At 65.9% G+C, this 22,704-nt stretch carries 15 protein-coding genes; 9 read left to right on the top strand and 6 right to left on the bottom strand.

Annotated elements, in window-relative coordinates:
* Window positions 1-147: 147 nt before the first annotated feature.
* Together ACREB7_RS12955 and ACREB7_RS12950 are read right to left on the bottom strand one after the other, a co-directional pair.
* Complete coding sequence (locus ACREB7_RS12955) at window positions 148-1,239, bottom strand: acyl-CoA dehydrogenase family protein (protein WP_431592690.1); 1,092 nt, start codon at window positions 1,237-1,239, stop codon at window positions 148-150.
* Between the two features lie 31 nt (window positions 1,240-1,270).
* Complete coding sequence (locus ACREB7_RS12950; RefSeq protein ID WP_431592689.1) at window positions 1,271-1,918, bottom strand: TetR family transcriptional regulator; 648 nt, start codon at window positions 1,916-1,918, stop codon at window positions 1,271-1,273.
* A gap of 118 nt (window positions 1,919-2,036) precedes the next feature.
* Between ACREB7_RS12950 and ACREB7_RS12945 the strand changes: the two genes are divergently transcribed.
* On the top strand, window positions 2,037-4,508 hold the full coding sequence (locus ACREB7_RS12945; protein ID WP_431592688.1) for a TonB-dependent receptor: 2,472 nt from the start codon (window positions 2,037-2,039) through the stop codon (window positions 4,506-4,508).
* Here the strand turns inward: ACREB7_RS12945 and ACREB7_RS12940 are convergent.
* Complete coding sequence (locus tag ACREB7_RS12940) at window positions 4,505-5,458, bottom strand: GlxA family transcriptional regulator (RefSeq protein WP_431592687.1); 954 nt, start codon at window positions 5,456-5,458, stop codon at window positions 4,505-4,507. The genes ACREB7_RS12945 and ACREB7_RS12940 overlap by 4 nt on opposite strands.
* A gap of 192 nt (window positions 5,459-5,650) precedes the next feature.
* Here ACREB7_RS12940 and ACREB7_RS12935 point away from each other — a divergent pair, with 192 nt between their 5' ends.
* A complete protein-coding gene (locus ACREB7_RS12935) occupies window positions 5,651-6,478 on the top strand; it encodes an alpha/beta fold hydrolase (RefSeq protein WP_431592686.1) in 828 nt (275 codons plus the stop codon).
* 129 nt (window positions 6,479-6,607) lie between these two features.
* Complete coding sequence (locus tag ACREB7_RS12930; protein ID WP_431592685.1) at window positions 6,608-7,093, top strand: hypothetical protein; 486 nt, start codon at window positions 6,608-6,610, stop codon at window positions 7,091-7,093.
* A 78-nt stretch (window positions 7,094-7,171) separates the two neighbouring features.
* Here ACREB7_RS12930 and ACREB7_RS12925 read toward each other — a convergent pair whose 3' ends face one another.
* The 3 genes from ACREB7_RS12925 to ACREB7_RS12915 form a co-directional block, all read right to left on the bottom strand.
* Window positions 7,172-8,560 (bottom strand): alpha-amylase family glycosyl hydrolase, encoded by a 1,389-nt coding sequence (locus ACREB7_RS12925; protein WP_431592684.1) that lies wholly within the window; start codon window positions 8,558-8,560, stop codon window positions 7,172-7,174.
* On the bottom strand, window positions 8,557-10,053 hold the full coding sequence (locus ACREB7_RS12920) for an MFS transporter (protein ID WP_431592683.1): 1,497 nt from the start codon (window positions 10,051-10,053) through the stop codon (window positions 8,557-8,559). The genes ACREB7_RS12925 and ACREB7_RS12920 overlap by 4 nt, the downstream gene beginning before the upstream one ends.
* A 273-nt stretch (window positions 10,054-10,326) precedes the next feature.
* Window positions 10,327-11,361: a LacI family DNA-binding transcriptional regulator gene (locus ACREB7_RS12915; protein WP_431592682.1), complete on the bottom strand. Its 1,035-nt coding sequence runs from the start codon at window positions 11,359-11,361 to the stop codon at window positions 10,327-10,329.
* Between the two features lie 297 nt (window positions 11,362-11,658).
* Here ACREB7_RS12915 and ACREB7_RS12910 point away from each other — a divergent pair, with 297 nt between their 5' ends.
* From ACREB7_RS12910 to ACREB7_RS12885, 6 genes are all read left to right on the top strand, one after another.
* A complete protein-coding gene (locus tag ACREB7_RS12910) occupies window positions 11,659-14,403 on the top strand; it encodes a TonB-dependent receptor (protein ID WP_431592681.1) in 2,745 nt (914 codons plus the stop codon).
* 97 nt (window positions 14,404-14,500) lie between these two features.
* Window positions 14,501-15,991, top strand: a complete 1,491-nt coding sequence (locus tag ACREB7_RS12905; protein ID WP_431592680.1) for a tryptophan halogenase family protein — start codon at window positions 14,501-14,503, stop codon at window positions 15,989-15,991.
* The gene (locus ACREB7_RS12900) at window positions 15,988-17,802 is read left to right on the top strand and encodes an alpha-amylase family glycosyl hydrolase (RefSeq protein WP_431592679.1); all 1,815 of its coding nucleotides are present in this window, start codon (window positions 15,988-15,990) and stop codon (window positions 17,800-17,802) included. The genes ACREB7_RS12905 and ACREB7_RS12900 overlap by 4 nt, the downstream gene beginning before the upstream one ends.
* A gap of 10 nt (window positions 17,803-17,812) precedes the next feature.
* Window positions 17,813-19,456, top strand: coding sequence for an alpha-amylase family glycosyl hydrolase (locus ACREB7_RS12895; RefSeq protein WP_431592678.1), 1,644 nt, complete (start codon window positions 17,813-17,815; stop codon window positions 19,454-19,456).
* Window positions 19,456-21,495 carry a glycoside hydrolase family 97 protein gene (locus tag ACREB7_RS12890; protein ID WP_431592677.1) on the top strand — a complete coding sequence of 680 codons (2,040 nt, stop codon included), beginning with the start codon at window positions 19,456-19,458 and terminating at the stop codon, window positions 21,493-21,495. Before ACREB7_RS12895 ends, ACREB7_RS12890 begins: the two co-directional genes overlap by 1 nt.
* A partial coding sequence (locus tag ACREB7_RS12885) for a tryptophan halogenase family protein (RefSeq protein ID WP_431592676.1) occupies window positions 21,492-22,704 on the top strand: 1,213 nt, incomplete at its 3' end. The genes ACREB7_RS12890 and ACREB7_RS12885, both read left to right, overlap by 4 nt.

The following is a 22,704-nucleotide window of genomic DNA, read 5'->3' as shown; positions in this document are numbered from 1 at the left end:
AACTGGTTCGTTGGTCGCAGCGCAGGGAGGGTGCGGTTTCGACCCGAAGCGAGTGGTGCCATGACGCACCATCACCCTCATCCAACTTCGCCTAAGCCGCTTCGCGGCCAAGGCTGCGTATCCTTCTCCCATCAAGGGAGAAGGGTTTTAGCTCGCCATGGTGTCAGCATAACGCGCAGCGTGGAAATCGCTCGTCCCCAGCCTTTGCTCGATCGCGGTGGCGCGTTTGAAATAATGGCCGGTGCGCAGCTCCTCGGTCATCCCCATCGCGCCGTGGAGCTGCACCGCTTCCTGCCCGATCTGGCGCAGCGCGTCGCCGATGGTGGCCTTGGCGGCGGCGGTCGCCTGCGCGTCGCCGGGTTTCAGTGCGGCGAGCATCGCGGCGGCGGAAATCGATTCGCGCAGCATCAGCATGTCGACCATGCGGTGCTGGAGCGCCTGAAAGCTCGACAGCGTCGCGCCGAACTGCCGGCGCTGCTTGGTGAAGAGCAGAGTGTCGTCGAGGAGGACGCGCGCGAGCCCGGCGGCCTCGGCGGCGAGCGCGGCGATGGCGGCGTCGACCGCCGCCTGTAGCGCGGCCTCGCCATCCTGTCCGCGCCCGATCTCGGCGGCGCTGTCGATCCACAATCCGGCCAGGTCGATGTCGGCGGCGGGCATATCGTCGATCGTCCAATAGGCGTGGAGCCGATCGCCCAGCGATGCTGCGGGCACGAGGAAGAGGCGCAGGTCATCCTCGGCGTCGCGCGCGGGCAGGACGATATGATCGGCCTCGGCGGCGAAGGGCACCGCGATCTTGCGCCCGGCCAGCGTCCAGCCGTCGTCGGCGGGCGTCGCGCGCGCCGCGATCGCGCCGATGGCGCCGCGCGTCGCGGGTTCCTCGATCGCGGTGACGATCAGCGCGTCGCCGCGCGCGATGGCGGCGGCGCGCGCCCGCTCGCCGAGCATGAGCAGCAATTCGGCGGTCAGAATGTGACAGTCGACATAGGGGGTGACCGCAAGCGCGGCGCCAAGTTCCTCGGCGACGATCATCGCCGCGACGCGGCCGCCGCCGAAGCCGCCGATGCTGTCGGGGAGCGCGGCCGCGCCGATGCCGATCGCCGCATCGGCGGCGCGCCACAGCGCCAGCTGGGCGGCCGAATCGCGCATCTTGCGGCGTTTGTCGAACGGCAATTGCTCGGCCAGGAAGCGCGCGAGCGAATCGCGCAGCAGGGTTTGTTCCGCGTCGAGTTCGAGGTTCATGCGCGGCTTATGCGGCGCGAATATCTAATTATCAAGCCTGATAATTTTTGACGAGTCCGGCGAGCAATGTCTCGACCGTGTGTTCGCGATAGCGTGCATGGAGGTCGTCGTCGGCATGCGGCTTGCCCTTGAACACGACCTGCAGCGTCAGGCGGTTCGAATAAAGCCCGTCGGCCGCCCCGATCGTGTTGAAATAAAAGAGCTTGGGATCGACAGGATTGAACTCGCCCGCCGCGATGCCCTCCTCGATCATCCGCGCCTGCGCCCCCGCGATCTTCGACAGCAGCTCGTCGCCGATATGGCGCACCCGCTCGGGCTCGGCGTCGCGGACCATATATTGGATCAGGCGGTTGAGGTACGGGATGCGGTAATAGGTATCGAGGATGCCCTCGAGGTGGATGCGCATCCGCGCCGTCGGGGTGACGGGCAGGCGGAACAAGGCGTCGAGCTGGCGGATCGCGCGCAGCACGTCACGGTCGAGCAAGGCCGCGAGCATGCCTTCCTTGTCGCCGAAATAATAGCGGATCATGCCGTGGTTGACCCCGGCACGCGCTGCGATCTCGACGATGCCGATATCGATCTTGTCCTGTTCGCGCATCAGCGCGCTTGCGGCATCCAGCAAGGCATCGCGGATCGATCCGCGCGCCCGGCTTTCCGCCTTTTCACTTCGGGTGGCCATTGTCGCTCCTTGCCGTCGACAGACCATCATTGCGCCCAAAATGCAATTGCCGGTTGCATTATCTATCACGATTGATAATTATCATATCTGATAATAAACCTCATCAGGGAGAGAAAATATGGCGGTTGCGGTGCGTGCAATGGGTCTGGCCGGCGTGGCCTGGGCGGCGATGCTGGCGAGCCAGCCGGCGTTGGCGCAGGATGCGCCCCCGGCGGCGGAGACCGAGGCGGCGGACGACGGCGCGATCGTCGTGACCGCTCAGCGCCGCGCCGAAAGCATCAACGACGTCGGGCTGGCGATCCAGGCCTTTTCGGGCGAGACGCTGCAGGATCTGCGCGTCACCTCGACCGAGGATCTGCAGGCGGTGGTGCCGAGCCTCAACGTCTCGCGCGGCTATCAGGGCATTCCCATCTATACGCTGCGCGGGATCGGCTTCAACACGATCAACCTGTCGGCGACCTCGACCGTCGGCACCTATCAGGACGAGGTCGCGCTCGCCTATCCGTTTATGAACAGCGGGCCGGTGTACGACCTCGAGCGCGTCGAAGTGCTCAAGGGGCCGCAGGGCACGCTCTATGGCCGCAACACCACCGGGGGCCTCGTCAACTTCATCACCGCCAAGCCGAAGTTCGGGGAGTTTTCGGGCGGGGTCGCGGTCGATGTCGGCAGCGAGAAGACGCTCAACAGCGAAGGCCATCTCAACATTCCGCTGGGCCCGGACGTCGCAATCCGCGCCGCGTTCCGCACCGAGGACAGCTGGGACGGGTGGCAGCACAGCATCTCGCGCGACGAGGATCTGGGCGAGGTGCATCGTTATGGCGGCCGCCTGACGCTGACCGCCGAGCCGGTCGAGGGCATGAAGATCGAGCTTGGCGCCAATTTCTGGATCAACAAGTCGGATACGCTCGCCGGGCAGGCGGTCGGCTTCACCCCGAACACCGATCCCGCCAACGGCACGTTGTTCAGCCTGTTCAACGCGCCGGGCCTGCCCGCCTATGTGGCGGCGAACGGCAGTAAATGGGATTCGAACAGCGCCGACTGGGCGCCGCTGTCGCAGCGCGGCCCCAATATCGGGCGCGGCACCGGGATCGACGGGCCGCTGCAGGAGGACAGCGATTTCCTGGGCTTGCGCGGCCTCATCCAGTTCGACCTGACGAGCGACCTCAGTTTCATCTCGCTGACCGGTTATAACAAGGTCAACCGCGACGCGATCTATGACTGGAGCGGCGCGCCTTATGAAATCCTGATCCAGCGCGCGCAGGGCAAGATCGAGAGCTTTTCGCAGGAATTGCGTTTCCAGGGCGCGACCGGTCCGGCCGAATGGGTCGTCGGCGGCTATTATGCCAAGGATGTCGTCAGCGACACCAACCAGACCCTGCTGGGGCAGAATGCCAATGTCGGCGCGATCCGTGCGCTGATCGTCCAGCTTGGCCTCTTGAACACCCCGTTCAACAGCCAGGGTTTCACCGCCGCCGATGTCGCGACCTCGTTCCGCACCTATCGCGACGTCGCCGATTTCGACACCGAGACCTTCAGCCTGTTCGCCAGCGCCGACTGGGAGCTGACCGATACGCTGAAACTGACCACCGGCGCGCGCTACACCGAGGATCGGCAGGAATATCAGGGTTGCTCGCGCGACTTCAACGGATCGATGCTGCCCAACGTCAACCTGTTCAACCGCGCCTTCTTTTTCCAGGTTTACGGCGCCTTCACCGCGCCGATCACCGCGAACCAATGCAACACCTATGACGTCGCGACCGGCACCTTCGGCCTCGTCACCTCGAATTTGAAGGAAGACAATGTCGCCTGGCGCGGTGCGCTGACGTGGGAGCCGACCAACGACATCCTCGCTTATGCCTCGGTCAGCCGCGGTTACAAATCGGGATCGACCCCGGTCAACGCCGCGAATATCGCGACGCAGAACCGCCCCGCGAAGCAGGAGGAACTGACCGCCTATGAGGTCGGCACCAAGCTGGCGCTCGCCGACCGCAAGGTGAACCTGAATGTCGCGGCCTTTTATTATGATTATCGCGACAAGCAGCTCGCGGTCTATTTCGCCGACCCGATCTACACGACGCTGCTCCGCCTCGACAATATCCCCAAGTCGCGCGCCTATGGCCTCGACGGCGATATCAGCATCCAGGCGACCGATGCGCTCAACGTGACGCTCGCGGGCACCTGGCTCAAGACCGAGCTGCAGGGCTATGTCGGGATCAACGCCGCCGGCGCGCCGTTCGATTTCGACGGCTTCGCCTTTCCCTACAGCCCGAAATTCTCGGGCGCCGCGACGATCACCTATGACACGCCGGTGACCGACAGGCTCGGCGTGCGGGCGATCCTCAACGGGCGTTACCAGTCGAAGACCGGCAGCACGATCGAGGATTTCGCGCCGCTCCAGATCAAGGGCTATGGCATTTTGAACGCCAGCCTCGCGCTCTATGAGCAGGACGGCCAGTGGGAGGTGTCGCTGTGGGGCAAGAATATCACCGACACCTATTATTGGCAGTCGGCGGCGACCAACGCCAACACCGCGGTGCGCTTTCCGGGCCGCAGCCCGTCCTATGGGGTGAGCGCGAAGTTTAACTTCTAGGCGACGCTCGCCAGCGTTTCGGTCGAGAAGCGCTGGCGATAGTCGTTCGGCGACAGCCCGGTGAGGCGGTGGAAGAGTTTGCGGAACGCTGCGGCGTCTTCGTAACCCACTGCCCAGGCGATTTGGTCGACGGTGCGGCGGGTGAATTCGAGCAGTTCGCGCGCCTTGCCGATACGCAAATGCTGCGAATATTCGATCGGGGTCATGCCCGTCGCGGCCTTGAAGCGGCGCTGAAAGGTCCGTTCCTCCAGCCCCGCCTCGGCGGCGAGTTCGGCGACGCCCGCCATGCGGCCCTCCTTTGCCTGCAACCAGTGCTGGGCTTTCAGGATGGCCTCGTCGCCGTGGGTCAGGCGCGGCGCGAAGCTCGCGTAATTCTTCTGCTCGCGGCCGCCGGGGTCGATCAGGAAGAAGCGCGCGGTTTCCATCATCACCGTCGGGCCGAGCAGCCGCTCGACGACGCGCAGCCCGAGGTCGGTCCATGCCATCAGCCCGCCTGCGGTGATGATGTCGCCGTCGTCGATCACCATGCGGTCCGATTCCAGGCGCACATCGGGGAAGCGCGACCGGAACGCGTCGGCGAAGAACCAGTGCGTCGTCGCGGGGCGCCCTGCGAGCAGCCCGGTCGCGGCGAGCGCGAAGGCGCCGCCGCAGGTCGAGGCGAGCGTCGTGCCCTGCGCGTGGCGGTCGAGCAGCCAGCGGGCGTAGGGAACCGCCTCGTCGGCTTCGAGCAATTTGTGGAGGCTACCCGGCGCGATCAGGATGGTCGGTGAGCTGTGGGCGGGTTCGCCCGGATGGCTGTCGAAACAGCGGAGGAAGCCGCCCCCGTCCTGGAGGCGCCAGTGGCTGACGCGGATCGGCGTGCGGTCATGCTCGGCGGCGAAGCGGCCGGCGACGTGGAAGAGGTCGGTGATGCCGCTGACCATGCCCATCTGGCAGTCGGGGTAGAGCATCAGGCCGACTTCCGGCAATTTTGGGGGGAGATTGTGCGGATGTTGGCGAAGGTGCCGCATAGCGTGACTCCGGTTTGTCGCATTTGGCCCGCATAATGTCGTTTCCGCCAATCCCGCGCAAGGGCGAAGGCGCGTAGACGGGTGGCACAGGGACGGAGGGTTCCGCCCCACCCAAGTGAAAGGAACCACGACATGACCACGATCACCACAAGGGACGGCACGCACATCTTCTACAAGGACTGGGGTCCGAAGGATGGCCAGCCGATCATCTTCTCGCACGGCTGGCCGCTGAGCGCCGACGCCTGGGACGCACAGATGGTGTTTTTCGCGAACCAGGGCTTTCGCACCATCGCCCACGACCGCCGCAGCCATGGCCGCTCGGACCAGGTCTGGGAGAATAATAATATGGACCAATATGCCGACGATCTCGGCGAGCTGATCGAACAGCTCGACCTCAACGACGTCATCCTCGTCGGCCACTCGACCGGCGGCGGCGAAGTCACCCGCTATGTCGGCCGCCATGGCACGACCCGCGTCGCCAAGGTCGCGCTGATCGGTGCGGTCCCCCCGCTGATGCTCAAGACAGAAGCCAATCCGGGCGGGCTGCCGATCGACGTGTTCGACGGCATCCGCAAGGGCACCTTCGACAACCGCCCACAGTTCTTCAAGGACCTGACGCTCCCCTTCTACGGCTATAACCGCGAAGGCGCGGTGATCAGCGAAGCGGTGCGCGACGACTTCGTGCGGCAGGGCCTGAACGGCGGCCTGAAAGGCCTGCTCGACAGCATCCGCGCCTTTTCGGAGAGCGACTTCCACGAGGATCTGAAGCGCTTCGACAAGCCGACGCTCGTCCTTCACGGCGACGACGACCAGATCGTGCCGATCGGCGCCGCGGCGCTGTCGACGGTCAAGATCGTCAAAAATGCCGTGCTCAAGGTCTATGAAGGCGCCGACCATGGCCTGACGCTCACCCATCAGGACCGGTTCAACGCCGATCTTCTCGACTTCATCAACAGCTGATACGCAGCAACCTCTCAGCCGTTCGCGCTGAGCCTGTCGAAGCACCGTTCTTCTTCCACATCGAAAGAAAGAACGGCCCTTCGAAAAGCTCAGGGCGAACGGAGAGGGCTAAGCGATAGGAGACGTGCCATGATAATCGGTCTCACCATCCCGCAATTCACCACCCTGCATGTCGCGATCAGCCTGGTCGGCATCGCGACCGGATTGATCGCACTCCCCGCCTTCGCGCGCGGGCGCATCCTGCCGCGCCTCACCGGCATCTTCCTGTGGACCACGCTGCTCACCAGCCTGACGGGGTTCCTCTTTCCGATCGTCGCCTTCACCCCGGCGCTCGGCGTGGGCATCCTCTCGACGCTGATCCTCGTGCTGACCTTCTGGGCCTGGTACGGTCGCAAGCTCGCCGGGTCGGCGCGGACGATCTATGCGGTCACTGCGACGATCGCGCTATGGCTCAACATGTTCGTGCTCGTGGTGCAGAGCTTCCTGAAGGTTCCGGCGCTCAACGCACTGGCGCCCAATGGCAACGAGCCCCCGTTTCTGGTGGCGCAGGCGGTGGTGCTGGGGGTGGCGGTGCTGCTGGGATATCGCACGATGAAGGCGAAAGCGGTGGCTTGAGCCGCTGGACCCCACCCGCTGCGACGAACGAACAAGTTCGTAAGTCTCGCTGCCCTCCCCTGAAGGGGAGGGCGTTTTCTAGTTCCCGCTCGCGAGCAGCTTGTAGCCCCAGGCCGGCAGCTCGACCTTGCGGTCGCCGCCGATCGTCGCGGGCGCGCCGGTGGCGAAGTCGCGGTAGGTGCCGTCGCCCAGCGCGGCGGTGAGCGTCGCCGATACCGGCTGGTTGGACAGGTTGAACAATCCGACGACCTTGTTGCCCCGAACCTGCCGCACCCAGCTGAATAATTGTTTGGGCTGGTCGTTTTCGAGCTTGGTCATCCGCCCGCCCCACGCGCCGTTGGCGAGTGCGGAGTTCGTCTTGCGAAAGGCGATGAGATCGGTGAACAGCGCGCCAAGCTGGCAATCGGGCTTCGCCTGCCAGTCGATCGGGTCGCGTTCGAAAAATGCCAGGCGTTTCGCGTTGCACGCCTCCTGCCCGTTATAGATCATCGGCAGGCCTTCGTGGGTGAAGCTGAGCGCGATCATCGGTTCGAGCGCGGCGCCGAAAATCTCGTACTGGCTACCGTCCCACGCATTGCTGTCGTGATTTTCGATATAGCCCATGCGCATCGCGTCGGCGGGCCAATTGCTCTCATTCTCGGCATAATAGCCATAGAGGCTGGTCGCATCGGCCTTGCCCTCGGCGATCGCCTTGACCTGATTATGCCATTCCCACGCATAGGTTGCGTCGAACGCCCGATGCATTTCGGGCGTCTTCCATTCGGCGAGCAGGAAGACCGGCTTGATGCGGTCGAGCCGCGCGCGGACCATCGTCCAGAAATCGAGCGGGACATAGCCCGCGACATCGGCGCGGAAGCCGTCGATATCGGCCTCGCGCACCCAATAGAGCATCGCTTCGCCGACATGCGACCGCACCCCGTCCTGCGACCAGTCAAGGTCGATGATGTCGGACCAGTCCCACCAGGGGGTGGGGCGGAAGTCGCCTTTCCAGTCTTTTTCATACCAGTCGGGATGGTCCGTCGCGAGCTTGTTGTCCCAGGCGGTGTGGTTGGCGACCCAGTCGATGACGACCTTCATATCCTGTTGATGCGCCGCCGCGACGAAGCTTTTGAGATCGGCGAGCGTCCCGAGTTCGGGGTTCACCGCATAATAATCCTTCACCGAATAGGGCGACCCGAGGCTGCCCTTGCGGTTCTTTTCGCCGATCGGGTGGATCGGCATCAGCCAGAGGACATTGACGCCCAGCTTTTTGAGGCGCGGCAGTTGTTTTTCGGCGGCCTTGAACGTCCCCTCGCGGGTGAACTGGCGGGTGTTGATCTGGTAGAGGACGGCGTCGCGGCTCCAGCCGGGATGCTGGAGCGGCGCGAGGCGCGCTGGGTGCCAGTTGTAGGTGCTGGCGATCGCCTGCTGCGCGGCGGCGGGGGTCGCGGCGAGCGCGAGGGCGGCGGCGAGCGCGGCGCGGATCATGCCCGCACCTCCCGCGCGACCCGCAGCATCGCAAGCGCGGCGAGGAGCCAGGCGGCCGCCGCAAAGGCCATCGTCCAGATCGGGGCGCCGGGAAAGAAGGCCGCCATGATCGACCCCATCACCGTCGCGACCAGCAATTGCGGCACGACGACGAAGACATTGAACAATCCCATATAGATGCCGAGCTTCGCCTGCGGCAGGTTCGAGGCGAGGATCGCATAGGGCATGGCGAGGATCGACGCCCAGGCGATGCCGATCGCGATTTCGGAAACGAGCAGCGCCTGCGGATCGCGCAGCACGAGGAAGCTCGCGAAGCCCGCCGCGCCGATGACGAGGCAGACGCTGTGGGTACGCGCCTGTCCGAGCCGTTTCGACAGCCAAGGTAGCAAGGTCAGCGCGGCGACGGCGGCGACCCCGTTCTGCACCGCGAACAATAGGCCGACCCAGTTGCCGCCCTCCTGATAGGCGGCGGAGGTGGTGTCGGTGCTGCCGAACATCACTTGCGCGACGACCGGCGTGGTGTTGATCCACATGATGAACAGCGCCGCCCAGCTGAAAAACTGGACCAGCGCGAGCTTTTTCATCACCGGCGGCATGCCCGAAAAATCGCCGACGATATGCGCAAGCATATTGTTGCTGCGCCCGGCGCGGGCGAGCGCGATCGCGGCGGCGCTGGCGAGGCCATAGGCGGCGAGCAGCGCGGCGAGTAGATACATTTCCTTGGCGAGACCCAATTCGGCGACGAGCATCGCGAGCGCGACGCCCAGGCCGACCCAGACCTCGCTGCCGAGGTAGCTACGCGCGGCGAGCAGGGCTTGGGTATCGGGGCCGTCGGTCGCGGTATCGGCATCGACAAAGGCGGCCATCTCGGCGGGCGCATATTCGCGCGTCGTCAGCACCGTCCACAGCACCGACAGGAAAAAGACGATGCCGCCGGCCCAGAAGCTGTAGCGCACCGTATCGGGGATCGATCCCGCAGGCGCGGTGTTGGCGACGCCGAGATGATCGAGCAAATAGGGGAAGGCCGAGCCGACGACGGCGCCGACGCCGATGAAGAAGGTCTGCACCGCATAACCGACGCTGTGCTGGTCGCGGCGCAGCATGTCGCCGACGAAGGCGCGAAACGGCTCCATCGAGACGTTGATCGACGCGTCGAGCACCCACAGCAAAAGCACCGAGACCCACAGCACCGTCGATTCGGGCATGAGCAGGAGCGCGAGCGCGGCGAGGGTCGCCCCGGCGAGAAAATAGGGACGGCGGCGTCCGAGCTTGCCGAGCCAGGTGCGGTCGGACAGATGGCCGATGATCGGCTGGACGAGCAGCCCGGTGAGCGGCGCCGCGATCCACAAGGCGGGCAGCGATTCCAGCTCGGCGCCGAGCGTCTGGAAGATGCGGCTCATATTCGCATTTTGCAGCGCGAAGCCGATCTGGATGCCCAGAAAGCCGAAGCTGATATTCCACAGGCCCCAAAAGCCCTGGCGCGGCTTGTCCATGCGTCTCTCCCCGGGCGCCGGCTGGTGCGGCGTTGGGGGAGGATTGCCGGGTTGGACGGGGGAGAGCAAGCGGGGCGGGGTGGGTATACGAATGCGTTGGGGGTGGAGCGCGGGCGTTGATCTCCCCTCCCGCAGGCGGGAGGGGTTGGGGGTGGGCCAGCAGCGTTGCGATGGCCCACCCCGCTGCGACTAGGGCGCAAGCGCCCAAGTCTCGCTGCCCCTCCCGCCTGCGGGAGGGGGATCAGCTCAATTCTTCAACGTCCATTCCCTGCCCTAAACCGCCGTGCTCTGCCTTTTGATCAACCGTGTCGGCAGCACGCTTTGTTCGACCGCCTTGTCGTCGATGCGGCGGAGCAGCGCGTCGACGAGCAGTTCGCCCGCGCCCTTCATGTCCTGCATCACGGTGGTGAGGGTCGGCGAAGTCTGGCTGGCGGCGGGGATGTCGTCGAAGCCGATGATCGCGACGTCGTGCGGCAGTTTGAGGCCCGCTTCGGTGAGCGCGCGCATCGCGCCGATCGCGATCAGGTCGCTCGCGGCGAAGATCGCGTCGAAGCGCCGGCCGGTCGCGAGCAGCGCCTGGGCGGCGGCATAGCCCGATTCCTCCGACGACACCGCATCCTGTTGCAGCGCGGGGTCGGCGGTCAGCCCCGCGTCGGTCAGGGCGCGGCAGAGGCCGGTGTAGCGATCCTGAAATTCGGGGGCATGGTCCGACGCGTCGCCGAGGAAGGCGATATGCCGGCGCCCGATCTCGACCAGATGCGCGCCCGCCTGGACCCCCGCGCCGACATTGTCCGACCCGACGGTCAGCCCGATGCTGTCGTCGGAGACCGAGCCCCAGCGCACGAATTTGGTGTCCATCTCGACCAGATGTTCGAGCTTGGCGCGGTAGGTCTGATAGTCGCCATAGCCGAGCAGGATGATGCCGTCGGAGCGATGGCTGTCCTGATAGGCGACGTGCCAGTCATTGTGCATCTGCTGGAAACTGATCAGCAGGTCGTAGCCGCGCAGCGCGCATTGGCGCGTGATCGACCCCAGCATCGAGAGGAAGAAGGGATTGATCATCGACTGGTCGGGGGTCGGATCCTCGAAGAAGAGCAAGGCGAGCGTGTGGGTGCGCTGCGAGCGGAGGCTGGAGGCGTTCTTGTCGACGGTGTAGTTGAGTTCGCGCGCGATGCGTTCGATATTGGCGCGGGTCGCCGCGCTCACCGACTTGCTGCCGCGCAGGGCGCGCGAAACCGTCGGTTGCGACACCCCCGCGAGATAGGCGATGTCGAAGCTCGTCGGTTTGGCGGAGGGCAGTCGCCCCATGCTCCTCTCCTGTGTCCGGACGCCTTGTCGCCAGCGTCCTGCCCTGCACGCTAGCGCGCGCCCAGAGCCCTGCCAAGCGGCGGCGGCAGACGGCGGACGGCTGTGATATTTTGGCGACAGCGGCGCGGTGCGCATAATATGCGTATACGTATACCCACTGGCCGGACGCGCCGATTGGCTCCAATTGCGGGGGGCAGATGGGAAAACCCACGCTTCAGTGAGGATGCCGAGTGGCGCGACCGCGCCGCCCCTTTGCTGACGCATGGCCAGACCGTCCATCGCACCAGGGGAGCCAATATGACCAAGCCGAACACCCTCCGTCCCAGCCTCTCGCGGGGCGCCAGCGCCATCGCGCTCGGCCTTGCCTTGACCGCCGTCCTGCCGGGTGCGGCGATGGCGCAGGACAGCGATCCTGCGGCGGTCGCCGACGACAGCGGCGAAGACGCGATCGTCGTCACCGGTTTTCGCGCCAGCCTGGAGAGCGCGGTCGGCGAAAAGAAGCGCAGCGACCAGATCATCGAATCGGTGTCGGCCGAGGATATCGGCAAGCTGCCCGATGCGTCGATCGGCGAGTCGATCGCGCGCCTGCCCGGCATCACCTCGCAGCGCCTGAACGGCCGCGCCAATGTCATCGCGGTGCGCGGTTTCGGCCCCGATTTCTCGCAGACCCTGCTCAACGGCCGTGAACAGACCTCGACCGGCGACAATCGCGCGGTCGAGTTCGACCAATATCCCTCCGAAATCGTCAATCAGGTCGTCGTCTATAAATCGCCGACCGCGAGCCTGGTCGGGCAGGGGCTGGTCGGCACGATCGACATCCGCACCATCCGTCCGCTCGAATATGGCAAGTCGGTCCTCGCGATCGGCGCGCGCGGCACCTATGCCGACCTGGGCAAGCTCAATGCCGGGTCGAAAGAATATGGCTATCGCGTCAATGGCACCTTCGTCGACCAGTTCGCCAACGATACCCTCGGCATCGCGCTCGCCGCTTCCTATGTCGACGAGCCCTATCAGCTGCAGGAATTCAACGCCTGGGGCTATAATAATGTCCAGGTCAACGGCCAGCCCGCGGCGCTGATCGGCGGGTCGAAAAGCTTCGTCACCTCGACTCAGCTCAAGCGGCTGGGCGTCAACGGCACGGTGCAGTGGCAGCCGGCGCCCGAGGTCATGGTGACCGTCGACGGTTTCTATTCGCACTTCAACGACGACCAGTCGAAGCGCGGCATCGAGCTGCCGCTGGGCTTCTTCGCCTTTGGCACCACCGGCAACGCCGCGACCGCGACGGTCGAGGACGGGCTCGTCACCTCGGGCGTGTTCGACAATGTCCGCGGCGTGATCCGCAACGACATTTTCCAGCGCAAGGCCGATCTCTACAGCTTCGGTTTCAACACCACCTACACCGGCGACAATGGCTGGAACCTGTTCTTCGACGCCGGGCTGTCGAAGACCGACCGCAACGAGCTGAGCATCGAAAGCTATTCGGGCACCGGGTATAACGGCCCGACCACCGGCAATGGCGCGGCGGCCAGCATCGCCTTTCAGTCGGGGCCGAACGGCACGGTTTTCGACCCCTCGCTCGATTATAGCGACACCAGCCGGATCTTCCTGACCGACCCGCTCGGCTGGGGCGGCAACCGCATCCAGGCCGGCTATTACAACAACCGCATCATCGAGGACGAGCTCAAGCAGTTCCGCCTGCAGGTCGAGCGCGAGTTCGAGAACAGCTTCGTCCGCGCCGCCAAGGTCGGCTTCAACTTCACCGACCGCGACAAGTCTCTGACCCCCGACGAATTCTTCGTCGTGCCCGCCAATGGCGCGACGCAGGTCGCCCTGCCGCAGCAGTTCCAGCTGCGTCCGACCGACCTCGGCTACCTCGGGCTCGGGCCGATCGTCAGCTATGACGCGCGCGACGTCATCGCCTCGGGCACGCTGGTGCTCGATCGCAACACGTCGAACGACATTCCGGCGAAGGCGTTCAGCATCGCCGAGCAACTGCTCACCGCTTATGTCCAGCTCGACATCGAGCAGCAGTTCGGCGGCAGCACGCTGACCGGCAATATCGGCGTCCAGGCGATCCACACCGACCAGTCGTCGCGCGGCATCGCGATCGCCGGCGGCACCCAGGTCGACGTCCGCTCGGGCGACGAATATTGGGACGTCCTGCCCAGCCTCAACCTGTCGCTGCGCTTCGACAGCGATTTCGTGATCCGCTTTGCGGCGGCGCGCGAAATCCAGCGCCCGCGCCTCGACGACCTGCGCGTCGCGATCGCCTATGGCCAGAGCAATGTCGCGGCGGACAGCCCGACCGGGCTGACCCCGTTCATTTCGGGCAATGGCGGCAATCCGACGCTGAAGCCCTATCGCGCCAATGCGGTCGACCTCAACTTCGAGAAATATTTCGGCAACGCCGGGCTCGTGTCGCTCCAGCTCTTCTACAAGGACATCAAGAGCTATATCGACCGCACCAAATTCGCCTTCGACTATGCCGGTTTCCCGGCCCCGGCGGGCCCGCCGCTGGCGACGACGATCGGCACGCTCGAGGCGCCGTTCAACACCGGCGGCGGCAGCTTCTATGGCGGCGAACTGGCGGCGACCCTGCCGTTCAGCAACATCACCCCGGCGCTCGACGGCTTCGGCATCACCGGCGGCGTCGGTTATACCAAGACCAAGGTCGAAAATGCGCAGGGCAATATCGCGGCGATCCCCGGCTATTCGAAATGGACCGCCAACGGCACCGTCTTCTTCGAAAAATGGGGCTTCAACGCCCGCGCCAGCGCGCGCTATCGCTCGACCTTCCTCGGCGACTTCACCGGCTTCGGCGGATCGCCGACGCGGCGCACCGCATTGAAGGAAACGATCGTCGACGCGCAGATCGGCTATGATTTCCAGCCGGGCAGCGCGCTCGAAGGCCTGTCGCTCTACCTGCAGGGCCAGAACCTCACCGACGAGCGTTTCGCGTCGGTCGGCGCGGCGCGCAACCAGGTGATCGACTATCAGATCTATGGCCGCCGCTTCCTGGCGGGCTTTACCTTCAAATTCTGATACCTCCCACTGGTGGGGGCGGCCGGGTCGCGTCGCCCCCACTGCTTTGTTGCGTCCGAAGGCAGAGGTGGATCACATGAACAGGGGCCCGACCCCCATGCGGTTGGTCATCATCGGCGGAGGAACCGCCGGCTGGATGGCCGCCGCCTGCCTGCGCCGCTTCCTGCCGTCGGACTGGTCGGTCCGCCTGGTCGAGTCCGAAGAGATCGGCACCGTTGGGGTCGGCGAGGCGACGATCCCGCAGATCCAGCTGTTCAACCAGGCGCTGGGGATCGACGAGGATGAATTCCTCACGGCCACTCAGGGAACGATCAAGCTCGGCATCGAATTCGCCGACTGGACGCGCGTCGGGCACCGCTACATGCACGCCTTCGGCGCGGTCGGGCGCGGGCTCGGCCTGCTGCCCTTTCATCCCTATTGGCTGCGCGGCCGCGCGGCGGGAAGCGCGCAGGATCTGGAGCATTATGCGCTGAACGAGGCGGCGGCGCGCGCCGGCCGGTTCCGGCGCGGCGCGCCGCGCAGCGAAAATCTGGCGGCGATGCCCTATGCCTTTCATTTCGACGCCGCACTCTATGCGGCCTTTTTGCGCCGGATGGCTGAGCGGGGCGGGGTCGAACGGATCGAGGGCAAGGTCGTCGATGTCGTGCGCGACGCGGCAAGCGGCGACGTCGCGTCGGTGACGCTGGTGGATCAGCGCAGCGTCGGCGGCGATCTTTTCCTCGATTGTTCGGGGTTTCGCGGGCTGCTGATCGAGGGCGCGCTCGCCACGGGCTATGAGGACTGGTCGCACTGGCTGCCGTGCAACCGCGCGCTGGCGGTGCCGTGCGATCATGGCGACACGCCGCAGCTTGCCTATACGCGGGCGACCGCGCGCGATGCCGGGTGGCAGTGGCGCATCCCGCTCCAGCACCGCATCGGCAACGGCTATGTCTACGCGGCGGACTATGTTTCGGACGAAGATGCCGCCGCGACGCTGCTCGCGAACCTCGACGGGACGCCGCAGGCAGAACCGCGCCGGCTCGGCTTCACCACCGGCAAGCGGCGCAAGATGTGGAACCATAATGTCGTCGCGCTGGGGCTGGCGAGCGGTTTCCTCGAGCCGCTCGAATCGACGAGCATCCACCTGATCCAGTCGGCGATTTCGCGGTTGCTCGCGATGCTGCCCGCCGGGCGTCCCGATGCGGCGGTGGTCGCCGAATATAATCGGCAGAGCGATTTCGAGATGGAGCGCATCCGCGACTTCATCATCCTCCATTATAAGGCCACGGAAAGGCGCGACACGCCATTCTGGCGCGACCGCGCGGCGATGGATATTCCCGACACGCTGGCCGCGAAGATCGACCTGTTCCGCGCGCAGGGGCTGATTTTCCGCGAGCATGAGGAATTGTTCACCGAGGCCGGCTGGCTGCAGATCTTCGCCGGGCAGGGGATCGAACCGCGCGCCTGGCATCCCCTCGCCGACAGCCTGTCGGCCCGCGACCTGTCCGATTTCCTCGCGATGAACGCGGCGCTGGTGACGCGCGAGGTGGCGCAGATGGAGCGCTATGACGCCTTCCTCGCCCGGCTTTCCCCCGGAGTAAATGCATGATCCGCACCCTCGCCTCGCTTGCGCTGCTCCTGGCGCCGCTTCCCGCCGCCGCGCAGCCCGCCGCCGATATCGCCGCCGTGCGCGCCCGCGCGCCGACCGACGAGCTGGTCTATTTCGTGCTGCCCGACCGGTTCGAAAATGGCGATCGGGCGAACGATAAGGGCGGGCTCAAGGGCGACCGGCTGCAAACCGGTTATGATCCGTCGGCCAAGGGGTTCTACCATGGCGGCGACCTCGCCGGGCTGACCAAGCGGCTCGATTATATCGCGGGGCTGGGGGCGACCGCGATCTGGTTCGCGCCGATATTCAAGAACAAGCCGGTGCAGGGGCCGAAGGGCGACGAGAGCGCCGGCTATCACGGCTATTGGGTGGCCGACTTTACGGCGGTCGACCCGCATTTCGGGACCAACGCCGAGTTCAAGGCGTTCGTCGAGGCGGCGCATGCGCGCGGGATGAAGGTCTATATGGACATCATCACCAACCACACCGCCGACGTCATCCGCTACGCCGACGGCGAGGCGGCGGGCTATAAATATCGCAGCCTCGCCGACTATCCCTATTCGCGGGCTGGCGGCGTCGATGGCAGGCCGATCAACCCGGGCTTCCTGGGCGACCATGTCGCCGACCCCGAAAATTGGGCGAAGCTGACCGATCCGGCTTTCGCCTACACGCCGGTCCTCCCGAAGGGCGAGGAGAAGGCCAAGACCCCCGCCTGGCTCAACGACCCGATCTATTATCACAATCGCGGCAACAGCGACTGGGTCGGTGAATCGGCGCTCTATGGCGATTTCGCCGGGCTCGACGATCTGGCGACAGAGAATCCGAAGGTGGTCGAGGGTTTCATCGACATCTATGGCCGCTGGATCGACGATTTCGGGATCGACGGGTTCCGCATCGACACCGCCAAACATGTGAACCCCGAATTCTGGCAGGCCTTTGTCCCGGCGATGCAGGCGCGCGCCAAGGCGAAGGGCATCCCCCATTTCCACATCTTTGGCGAAGTCTATATCGACGCGGTCGATCCGGGCGCGCTGGCGTGGCACAGCCATGCCGCCGGGCTGCCCGCGGTGCTCGATTTCGCCTTTGCCCGCGCGACGATCGATGCGGTGAGCGGCACGAAAGGGACTGCCGACTTCGCGCGGCTGTTCGACGGCGACCTGCTCTACAAGGGCGGGGCGAAGGCGGCGCTCGAACTGCCGACCTTCCTCGGCAATCACGACATGGGGCGCTTCGCGATGTTCGTGAAGCAGGCGAACCCGGCGGCGAGCGAGGCCGAGCTGCTCCAGCGGGTGATGCTGGGCCATGCGATGCTGCTGACGCTGCGCGGGGTGCCGGTGATCTATTATGGCGACGAACAGGGGTTCGTGTCCGACGGCGGCGACCAGCTGGCGCGCGAGGACATGTTCGCGTCGCAGGTCGCGGCCTATAACGACAATGACCTGATCGGTTCGGGCGCGACCACCGCGACGGCCAATTTCGACACCGGTCATCCGCTCTATCGCCAGATCGCGGCGCTGGCGGCGATCCGGCGTCAGGTGCCGGCGCTGTCGCGCGGGCGGACGCTGGTCCGCGCCTTTTCGGACAAGCCGGGGTTGCTCGCGGTGTCGCGTTTCGACCCCGACACCGGACGTGAGGTCCTGCTGGCCTATAATACGTCGGCAAAGCCGCTGGCGGCGGCGATTGCCATCGACATGAAAAGCACGGGCTTTACCACGCTCCATGGCGACTGTCCGGCGGCGCCCGCCGCTCCGGGCAGCCTGCACCTGTCCCTCCCCGCCTTTGGCGCCATCATCTGCCAGGCCAGCGAATAAGCGACGATACGTGACGACGAACCAGCCCCTGACCAAGACCTTCATCGAGCCCGCCGCCGCCACGCCCTGGTGGCGGGGCGCCGCGATCTATCAAATCTATCCGCGCAGCTTCGCCGATTCGAACGGCGACGGCATCGGCGACCTTGCGGGCATCACCGCGCGGCTCGATTATATTGCCGACCTGGGTGTCGATGCGATCTGGTTGTCGCCCTTCTACCCCTCGCCGATGGACGATTTCGGTTATGACATCGCCGATTATTGCGGGGTCGATCCGATCTTCGGCAGCCTTGCCGATTTCGACGCGCTGGTCGCGCGGGCGCACGCGCTGGGGCTGAAGGTCACCACCGACCTGGTGTTCGCCCACACCTCCGACCAGCACGCCTGGTTCGCGGAAAGCCGCGCGAGCCGCCACAATGCCAAGGCCGACTGGTATGTCTGGGCCGATGCCAGGGCCGACGGCTCGCCGCCGACCAACTGGCAATCGGTGTTCGGCGGTCCGGCATGGACATGGGACGCGCGGCGCGGCCAATATTTCATGCATAATTTCCTGACCAGCCAGCCGCAGCTCAACGTCCACAACCGCGCGGTGCAGGACGCCTTGCTGGCGGTGGTGCGCTTCTGGCTCGATCGCGGGGTCGACGGCTTTCGTGTCGACGCGATCAATTTTTCGATGCACGACCCCGAGCTTCGCGACAATCCGCCGGCGCCGCCATCGAACAAGGTGCGCACCCGGCCGTTCGATTTCCAGCAGAAGATCCACAACCAGTCGCACCCCGACATTCCCTTGTTCCTCGAGCGCATCCGCGCGCTGATGGACGATTATCCGGGCCGCTTCACCGTCGCCGAAGTCGGCGGCGACGAGGCCGAGCGCGAGATGAAAAGCTTCACCGCCGGCGAGCGGCGGCTGAACAGCGCCTATGGCTTCAACTTCCTCTATGCCGACCGGCTGACCCCGAAGCTGGTGCGCGAGGCGGCCGATCAGTGGATCGATGCGCCGGGGGTCGGCTGGCCGAGCTGGGCGTTCGAGAATCACGACGCGCCGCGCGCGCTGTCGCGCTGGGCGGTCGAGGGGGTCGCGCCATCGGCCTATGCGCGGATGAAGATGGCGCTGCTCTGCGCGCTGCGCGGCAATATCATCCTCTATAATGGCGAGGAACTGGGGCTGGACCAGGTCGAGATTCCGTTCGAGCTGGTCAAGGACCCCGAGGCGCTGAAGAACTGGCCGCTGACGCTGTCGCGCGACGGCGCGCGGACGCCGCTGCCCTGGATCGCGGGCGCCGCGAATGCGGGCTTTTCGGAGGGCGACCCCTGGCTGCCGCTGGACGCGGCGCATGATGCGCTGGCGGTCGACCGGCAACAGGCGGATCCCGACTCGCTGCTCGCGCTGACGCGCCGCCTGCTGGCGCTGCGCGCCGACAGCCCGGCGCTGCGGCTGGGCGCCAACGACCGCTGGGTGGTCGAGGGCGAGCTGCTCGGTTTCGACCGGGTCAGCGCGGGGCAGCGGGTGCGTTGCCTGTTCAATCTGGGCGCGGCGGCGATCGATGTGTCGCTCCGCGCCGCCGATGGCACGCCGATACTGGCGGTCAATGGCGCCGACACCGCGCTGTTGCCGCCTGCGGGCGCGCTGTGGCTTGAAATTTCAGGGGACGAATGATGCGTTTATTTCTGCTGCTCGCGGCCGCCGCCACGGCGACGCCGGTTTTTGCGCAGACGGCGCCCGCGCCGGTCACTGCGGCCTCGCCCGACGGCAGCCTCGTGCTGACGGTGGCGACCGACAACGACCAGCGCCCGACTTGGTCGCTGTCGCGCAAGGGGCAGTTGCTGATCGCGCCGTCGAAGCTGGGGTTCATCCTGACCGACGGCATCGGGTTGCAGCGCGGCTTTGCGATCGACGGCGTCGAGCGCGCCAGCGGCGATACGCGCTGGGAACAGCCGTGGGGCGAGCGCCGGTTCGTGCGCGACCATCACAACGAGCTGCTCGTGCGGCTGCAGCAGAATGACAGCTGGGGCGGGCACCGGATGAACATCCGTTTCCGGCTGTTCGACGACGGCATCGGCTTTCGCTACGAGCTGCCCGAGCAGGCGGGGCTGAAGACCGCGAAGATCGCCGACGAGATCACCGAATATGACATCGTGCCCAAGGGTACGGCGTGGTGGATCACCGGCGGCGAGTGGAACCGTTATGAGCAGGTGTATCAGCAGACGCCGATCGACGCCGTGGCGACCGCGCACACGCCGATCACGATGCGGCTCGACGACGGGACGCATCTGGCGTTCCACGAGGCGGCGCTGGTCGATTATGCGGGCATGTGGTTCAAGCGCGCCGAGGGGCAGAAATTCCGCACCACGCTGTCGCCCTCGTCGCGCGGGGCGCGGGTGATCCGCGACCTGCCCTTCGCGACGCCCTGGCGCACGCTGCGCATCGCCGACAGCGCGGCGGGGCTGGTCGCGAGCGACCTCGAACTCAACCTCAACGAACCGAACAAGCTCGGCGATACGAGCTGGTTCAAGCCGATGAAATATGTCGGCATCTGGTGGGGCATGATCCGCGGCGACTGGAGCTGGGCCGAGGGGCCGAAGCATGGCGCGACGACCGAACGGACGAAAGCGGTGATCGACTTCGCGGCGAAGCACAAGTTCGGCGGGGTGCTGGTCGAAGGGTGGAACAAGGGGTGGAACGGCAATTGGTTCGGCCATGGCGACGACTATAGCTTTACCGAGGCGACCCCCGATTTCGACCTGAAGGGCGTCACCGACTATGCGCGCAAAAAGGGCGTGCAACTCATCGGGCACCATGAGACCGGCGGCAATATTGCGGTCTATGAGGCGCAGCTCGACGATGCGATGAAGCTTTATGGCGAGCTCGGCGTCGGCACGGTCAAGACCGGCTATGTCGCCGATGCCGGCGGGATCATCGCGCCGGGCGACGCGCCGGGCGAGACAAGGATGGAATGGCACGATGGCCAGCGCCAGGTGCAGCATCATCTGAAGGTGGTCGAGACGGCGGCGAAATATCATGTCGCGGTCAATGCGCACGAGCCGGTGAAGGACACGGGGCTCCGGCGTACCTATCCCAACTGGGTCGCGCGCGAGGGCGCGCGCGGGATGGAATATAATGCGTGGGGCAAGTTCGCGAACGGGCCCGACCATGAGCCGACTTTGGTCTATACGCGGATGCTGTCGGGACCGATGGACTTCACCCCCGGCGTGCTCAGCCTCGAGGGCGCGAACCATGAGCCGCTGGCGTCGACGCTGGCGAAGCAGCTCGGGCTCTATCTCGCCATCTATTCGCCGATCCAGATGGCGGCCGATTTCCCCGAGACTTTGGCGAAATTCCCGCGCGAGCTGGATTTCATTGCCAAGGTGCCCGCCGACTGGGCGGAGAGCCGGTTGATTGCGGGCGAGGTCGGCGACTATGCGATCTTCGCGCGCCAGGACCGGAATAGCGCCGACTGGTATGTCGGCGGGGTCAATGATGGCACCGAGCGGACGGTCGACCTCGGCTTCGATTTCCTCGAAGCGGGGAAAAGCTACACCGCGACCATCTACAAGGACGGCGAGGGGGCGACCTATCTGACCGACGCGCGGCACCGGATCGCCTATGAGACGATCAAGGTGAAAAAGGGCGACACCTACAAACTGTGGCTCGCGCCCGGCGGCGGCGCGGCGATCCGGCTCGCGCCCGGCCAATGAGCGACGCCCTGCCTTTCCGCATCGTCATTCTCGGCGGCGGGACGGCGGGGTGGATGACCGCCTGCCTGTTCGCGCAGCATTGGCGGGGGCGGGCGGCGGTGACGGTGATCGAATCGCCCGACATCGGCATCATCGGGGTCGGCGAGGGATCGACCCCGCAATTGAAGGCCTTTTTCGATACGCTCGGCATCGCCGAGCGCGACTGGATGCCGGCGTGCGACGCGACCTACAAGCTCGGCATCCGCTTCGACGGTTGGGGCGGCGCGGCGGCGGCGGGCTATTTCCATCCCTTTCCGGGCGCGCTCGATCTGCACACCCAGCCGGGCTTCGTGCGCAACGCGGCGCTGCGGCGCGGCGGGGTAGATGTGCCCGCGCACCCCGACGCCTTCTATCTCGCGCCGCGTCTCGCCGACGCGGGCATGGGGCCGCACCCGGCCGAGAGCTTCCCCTTCGCGCCGAGCTATGGCTATCATTTCGACGCGCATAAGGTCGGCGCCTTCCTGCGCGGCCATGCGACGGGGCTGGGCGTCACCCACTTGCCGCGCAAGGTGACCGAGGTGCGCGTCGATGCCGAGGGGCAGGTGGCGGCGCTGCTGCTCGACGACGGCGAGGCGATCGAAGGCGACTTCTTTGTCGACTGCTCGGGCTTTCGCGCCCTGATTGCCGAGGGCGCGCTCGGCGTCCGATTCCTGCCCTTCGAGGGCAATTTGTTCAACGACCGCGCGGTGGCGATGCCGACCCCGCACGCGGACGGCGCGCCCCGGGCGACCGCGACGGGCAGCATCGCGATGACCGCCGGATGGCGCTGGACGATCCCGCTGACCAGCCGGGTCGGCAACGGCTATGTTTATGCGAGCCGCTATATCGAGCCGGATGCCGCCGAGGCCGAATTGCGCGCCGCGCTCGGCGTCGGCGAAGAGGTCGCGGCGCGGCACCTGGAGATGAAGGTCGGGCGGCTTGCCGACAGCTGGACCGGCAACTGCCTCGCGATGGGGCTGGCGCAGGGCTTTATCGAACCGCTCGAGGCGACCGCGCTGCATATCGTCATCGCGACCGCGCAGGAGTTTATTGCGGCGTTCGACGGCGGCGGCTTCACCCCGCAGCACCGCGCTATCTTCAACCAGCGCATCGCCGCGCGCTATGAGGGCATTCGCGACTATATCGTCGCGCATTACCGGATGAACCAGCGCGGCGGGGCGGGCGATTATT

It is taken from the genome of Sphingopyxis sp. (assembly GCF_050725615.1).
In the GTDB taxonomy this organism is placed as follows: domain Bacteria; phylum Pseudomonadota; class Alphaproteobacteria; order Sphingomonadales; family Sphingomonadaceae; genus Sphingopyxis.
The sequence above is the reverse complement of the archived record's forward strand: the minus strand, read 5'-3'. Positions and strand labels throughout refer to the sequence as shown.